Raw genomic sequence first — 4,893 nt, forward strand, 5'->3', positions numbered from 1 at the left:
ACCACAAGGGTTCGCTATGGATTTTTAAGTGTTCAACTTAATTATACAATCCGCCCTTTCTTTCCTCGTTTTTCATTAAAGGAAATGGATTCATGCTGCCGCCATATTATCGGAAAGATAAATGGCCCCCATCCGTTTTTTCAACGCCTTCTGTGATATAATGCCTCTATGATACCAAAGGGGGCGATGACCATCAGCACGAATGCAACATATATCCTCTTGGCCCTCATCGGGCTTTTGTGGGGATTCCAGCCCATTACGCTCAAATGGCTGCTCCCCCATTGGACGCCAGCAACCATTACGACCTTCCGATTCCTCGTCGTCGGGATGGTGATCCTCTTTTACCAATACTTCCGTCTCGGCCGGGACACGGCTAAGCTTTTCCCACGCAAGGCAGATTGGCCGTGGATTGTTTTTATGGGCATCAATGGACAGATGCTCAACTCCGTGCTCCAGTTCCACGGTCTCCAGTTTACGACAGTGACAAACAGCACCCTTATTACGGCTACGACACCAGCCATTACGTCGGTCTGCGTTTGCCTGATCCTCCACGAAACAGTGGCTGGGCATCCTGCTCTCCTTTGGCGGCGTCCTTGCAATCATCACCAAAGGGGATTTTGACATGATCCGCACCTTGAGCTTCAATGTAGGCGACGTCTTCTGTATTGCGTCCCAGTTAGCCTGGGCCTTTTACAGCCTTGCTTCCCGAAAGCTGACGGGCCACATGGACGTACTTACGGCCCTTGGTTGGTGCAGTCTTTGTGGAACAGCCGGAACCGCGATTTATGGGATTTTTTCACATACCCTTATCCTTTCCCCTCTGCCGCCTGTTCCCTTTCTTTCCTATCTTTATATCACCCTTTTTGGGGGAATTGCCGCCAACGTCTTTTGGAACATCGGCGTCAAGAACGTCGGTCCCAGCGTCAGTTCCGTCTTTTTGAACTTCACGCCCGTCATGGGAATGGTGGCCGGGTATCTTATTTTTGCAGATCCCATTGGACTGCTCCAGATTATCGGAGCAGGTGTGATTTTTGTAGGGGTGTATCTGACGACGCATGGTTGATCTTACGCGGAGCAAAGACCTCTCCGCTTTGATGAAGAACGTGAGCCCATTGCTTTAGAAAAGATTCTTCTGAAGCAATGGGCTCATGCCGTATCGCAGGAGATCCGTCTCACGATGGAGGACAGGGTCTGTTGTGGGTTTTCAGTTTTGAGTTGTAAGTTAAAACAGGAAGGCGCACAAGCCGAATAGAGCGGTACCGCTAAAGGATGCCTCCCAGATTTGCGTGGAAGTGCCTGCCAATTCATTCCTAGAACCATGGAAATAGCGGAAATTGCAAACGCGTAAAGATAGGCAGATTCCTGACGCTGCACTCCGGCGCGAGGCCATGAAAAGGCTGAAATGCCGTCGCCAAACCGCCCTTCGGAAAAGGGCGGAACTTAATCTTCATTAGGCATGTTTCTCGAACTTCCGCTGTCGCGCCTTTCCTTCCCATACAAATAATGGCATCCCAATTCCTTGGGATGCCATTATTTATTATTTCATTTAGCCGAGAATGCTTTTCTTGATCATCTGATTGACCATGCCCGGGTTGGCTTTGCCGCGGGATTTCTTCATGATCTGTCCAACAAGGAAGCCAATGGCTTTATCCTTACCCGCTTTGATATCGGCAACAGACTGCGGATTGGCAGCAAGGACTTCGTCGACCATGGCTTGGATAGCGCCAGCGTCACTCACCTGTTCAAGGCCCAGTTCCTTAACAAGGGCAGCCGGGGCTTTGTCGGTCTTGAGCATTTCCGCAAAGACTTTCTTGGCAAGCTTGCTTGAAAGGACGCCTTTGTTGATGAGGTTGACCATTTCCCCCAGATGGGTCGGAGAAACGGGGAAATCGCCAATGGTCACGTTATTGGCATTAAGATAAGCTGATACGTCACCGAGCATCCAGTTGGCTACGCTCTTGGCGTCTTCCGTTGCTTTGGCGGCTTCATCAAAGTAAGCGGCAAATTTCTTATCCGATACGATGAGTTCAGCATTGTATTCATCGAGGCCCTTTTCCTTCATGAGGCGGTCTTTCTTTGCATCAGGGAGTTCGGGCAGTTCGCTCTTGGCCTTTTTAATCCAGGCATCATCAATGATGATGGGTGCAAGGTCCGGTTCTGGGAAATAGCGATAATCATGGGCTTCTTCCTTGGAACGCATGGAAAAGGTCATGCCCTGGGCATCATCCCACGTACGGGTTTCCTGGACAACGTGACCGCCGTCTTCAAGGATCTCTTTCTGACGCTGGACTTCATACTCAATGGCCCGTTCCAAGGCTTTGAAGGAATTCAGGTTCTTGATTTCTGCACGGGTACCATATTCCTTGCTGCCTACAGGCATGATGGAGATATTGGCATCGCAGCGCATGGACCCTTCTTCCATCTTTCCATCGCAGACTTCCGTGTACTGCAGGTAGGAACGGAGTTTTTCCATATAAGCGCGGGCTTCAGCCGCACTTCTCATATCCGGTTCGGAAACGATTTCGATCAGGGGCACACCGGCACGGTTATAGTCAACAGCGGAAGAGTCACTCGTTGAAATGGTAGCACCGGAGTGGACGAGCTTCCCAGCATCTTCTTCCATATGGATTCTCGTAATGCCAATGCGCTTGGTTTCACCATTTACGTTGACATCGACATGACCGCCCAAAGCAATGGGCTGATAGAACTGGGAAATCTGGTAGGCTTTAGCAAGATCCGGATAGTAATAGTTTTTCCGGTCAAATTTGCTGTAGTGCTGGATATCGCAGTTGACGGCCAGAGCAAACCGCAGGGCAAATTCAACCATTTGCTTGTTCATGACCGGCAGAGCGCCAGGCATGCCAAGGCAGACAGGGCAGACATGGGTGTTCGGTTCGCTGCCAAAGGCAGTGGAGCAGGAGCAGAAAGCTTTGGTCTTCGTCTTCAGTTCGGCATGGACTTCAAGACCAATTACAGTAGTATATTCAGTCATTATTTCTTACCTCCCAGGGGCGCCACGGCTTTGTGAAATTCCGTAGCCTGTTCAAAGGTGTAAGCGGCGCGCAGCAGGGTTTCCTCGCCAAGCGGTTTACCGATGAGCTGGGCACCAACGGGCATGCCATCCACAAATCCGCAGGGAATGGAGATACCGGGCAGGCCGGCCATGTTGACCGGAATGGTCGTTACATCAAGCATATAGACCGTCAGGGGGTCCATCTTGGCATCAAGCGAATAGGCAACGACCGGGCTCGTCGGGGTAAGCAGGAGATCACAGGTCTCAAAGGCCTTCTGGTAATCCTGACGGATGAGGGTACGGACCTGCATGGCTTTATTGTAGTAAGCGTCGTAATAACCGGAGCTCAAAACGTAAGTCCCAAGCATAATGCGGCGGCGAACTTCCTCGCCAAAGCCTTCCGTACGGGTGGCAGCCATCATTTCCGGAGCCGATTTGGCCGAAAGATCGCGGAAGCCGTAACGAACACCGTCAAAACGGCCAAGGTTAGCCGAAGCTTCTGCCGGTGCGATGATATAATACGTGATGACGGCATATTCCGTATGAGGCAGGGAAACTTCAACGACTTTCGCGCCCAGTTCCTCATATTTTTTAGCCGTCAATTTGATCTGTTCAGCGACTTTGGGATCGGTCCCCTTGCCAAAGAACTCCTTCGGAAGGCCGATGACCATGTCCTTTACGTCCTGTTTCAGGGCTTTCGTGAAATCAGGCACAGGGACATTTGCACTGGTCGAATCGTGGGCGTCTACGCCGCAGATTGTGTTAAGGACAATCGCCGCATCGGTCACATCCTTCGTGATTGGCCCAATCTGGTCAAGGGAAGAAGCAAAGGCAATGCAGCCATAACGGGAAACACGGCCATAGGTCGGTTTGATCCCTACACAGCCATTGAAGGAAGCAGGCTGACGGATGGAACCGCCCGTATCACTGCCAAGGGACCAAATGGCTTCGCCAGCTGCAATGGCAGCGGCACTGCCGCCGGAAGAACCGCCCGGTACGCGGGTAAGGTCCCAAGGGTTCGACGTGGCTTTGAAATAACTTGTTTCCGTCGTGGAACCCATGGCAAATTCATCCATGTTGGTCTTACCGATAAAGACCGTATCATCCTTACGGAGATTTTCAATGACGTGGGCATCGTAGACGGGCTGAAAGTTTTCCAGGATCTTTGAAGCACACGTCAGGCGCATACCCTTGAGGCTGATATTGTCCTTGATGGCGCCGGGAATCCCCGTCAGCGGCTTAATGGCCTCACCGGCGGCAATCTTCTGATCGACTTCGCGGGCTTTCTTCAGGGCCCCTTCTTTATCCAAGGTAATGTATGCATTGACACTGTCTTCGACTTTGTCAATGCGGTCAAAGACTTTTTCGGTCAGTTCCACGGAGCTGATTTCTTTTTTGGTCAGCTTCTCATGGAGATCGTGAACAGTTTCATTATATAACGTCACAGTGCTTCCTCCTCTTATTCGATGACGCGGGGTACCTTAAAGCCGCCATCATGTTCTTCCGGTGCATTTTTCATGGCGTCCTCGTGGGAGAGCCCTTCTTGGGGCACATCTTCACGGAAGACATTGCTCGTCGGAAGGACATAAGGAGAAGGTTCAATTCCCGTCGTATCGACTTGTTTCAGGATTTCCGCATAATTGAGGATCTGGTTGAACTGGTCCTCGAATTTTTCCAGCTCATCTGCCGGCACATTGAGTCTCGACAGAGTTGCGATATGTTTGACATCTTTCGCTGTAATACTCATGGTCTCACCGCCTGTCTATACTTTTAACATCTAATGATTATATCACATGAAGGGACGTGTGAACATCCCCCGCCCCGCCTTGTATGTGTCAACATTTTCTCGGGAGACCCATATAAGATTGTGTTGCAGCTTA

5 protein-coding genes are annotated in these 4,893 nt (G+C 50.8%); 2 read left to right on the forward strand and 3 right to left on the reverse strand.

Annotation, left to right across the window (positions count from 1 at the left end; genetic code table 11):
- Nucleotides 1–186 precede the first annotated feature (186 nt).
- Together QZQ08_RS09555 and QZQ08_RS09560 are read left to right on the forward strand one after the other, a co-directional pair.
- On the forward strand, nucleotides 187–621 hold the full coding sequence (locus QZQ08_RS09555) for a DMT family transporter (RefSeq protein ID WP_296331372.1): 435 nt from the start codon (nucleotides 187–189) through the stop codon (nucleotides 619–621).
- Nucleotide 622: 1 nt separating this feature from the next.
- Nucleotides 623–1,063, forward strand: coding sequence for a DMT family transporter (locus tag QZQ08_RS09560; RefSeq protein WP_296331375.1), 441 nt, complete (start codon nucleotides 623–625; stop codon nucleotides 1,061–1,063).
- A gap of 483 nt (nucleotides 1,064–1,546) precedes the next feature.
- Here QZQ08_RS09560 and gatB read toward each other — a convergent pair whose 3' ends face one another.
- The 3 genes from gatB to gatC are packed head-to-tail and all read right to left on the reverse strand — an operon-like array spanning nucleotide 1,547 to nucleotide 4,760.
- Complete coding sequence (gene gatB, locus QZQ08_RS09565) at nucleotides 1,547–2,992, reverse strand: Asp-tRNA(Asn)/Glu-tRNA(Gln) amidotransferase subunit GatB (RefSeq protein WP_296331378.1); 1,446 nt, start codon at nucleotides 2,990–2,992, stop codon at nucleotides 1,547–1,549.
- Nucleotides 2,992–4,458 (reverse strand): Asp-tRNA(Asn)/Glu-tRNA(Gln) amidotransferase subunit GatA, encoded by a 1,467-nt coding sequence (gene gatA, locus QZQ08_RS09570; RefSeq protein ID WP_296331382.1) that lies wholly within the window; start codon nucleotides 4,456–4,458, stop codon nucleotides 2,992–2,994. Before gatA ends, gatB begins: the two co-directional genes overlap by 1 nt.
- Nucleotides 4,459–4,472: 14 nt before the next feature.
- The gene (gatC, locus tag QZQ08_RS09575; protein WP_009014970.1) at nucleotides 4,473–4,760 is read right to left on the reverse strand and encodes an Asp-tRNA(Asn)/Glu-tRNA(Gln) amidotransferase subunit GatC; all 288 of its coding nucleotides are present in this window, start codon (nucleotides 4,758–4,760) and stop codon (nucleotides 4,473–4,475) included.
- Nucleotides 4,761–4,893 lie beyond the last annotated feature (133 nt).

The organism is uncultured Acidaminococcus sp. (assembly GCA_900538365.1).
Lineage (GTDB): Bacteria > Bacillota > Negativicutes > Acidaminococcales > Acidaminococcaceae > Acidaminococcus.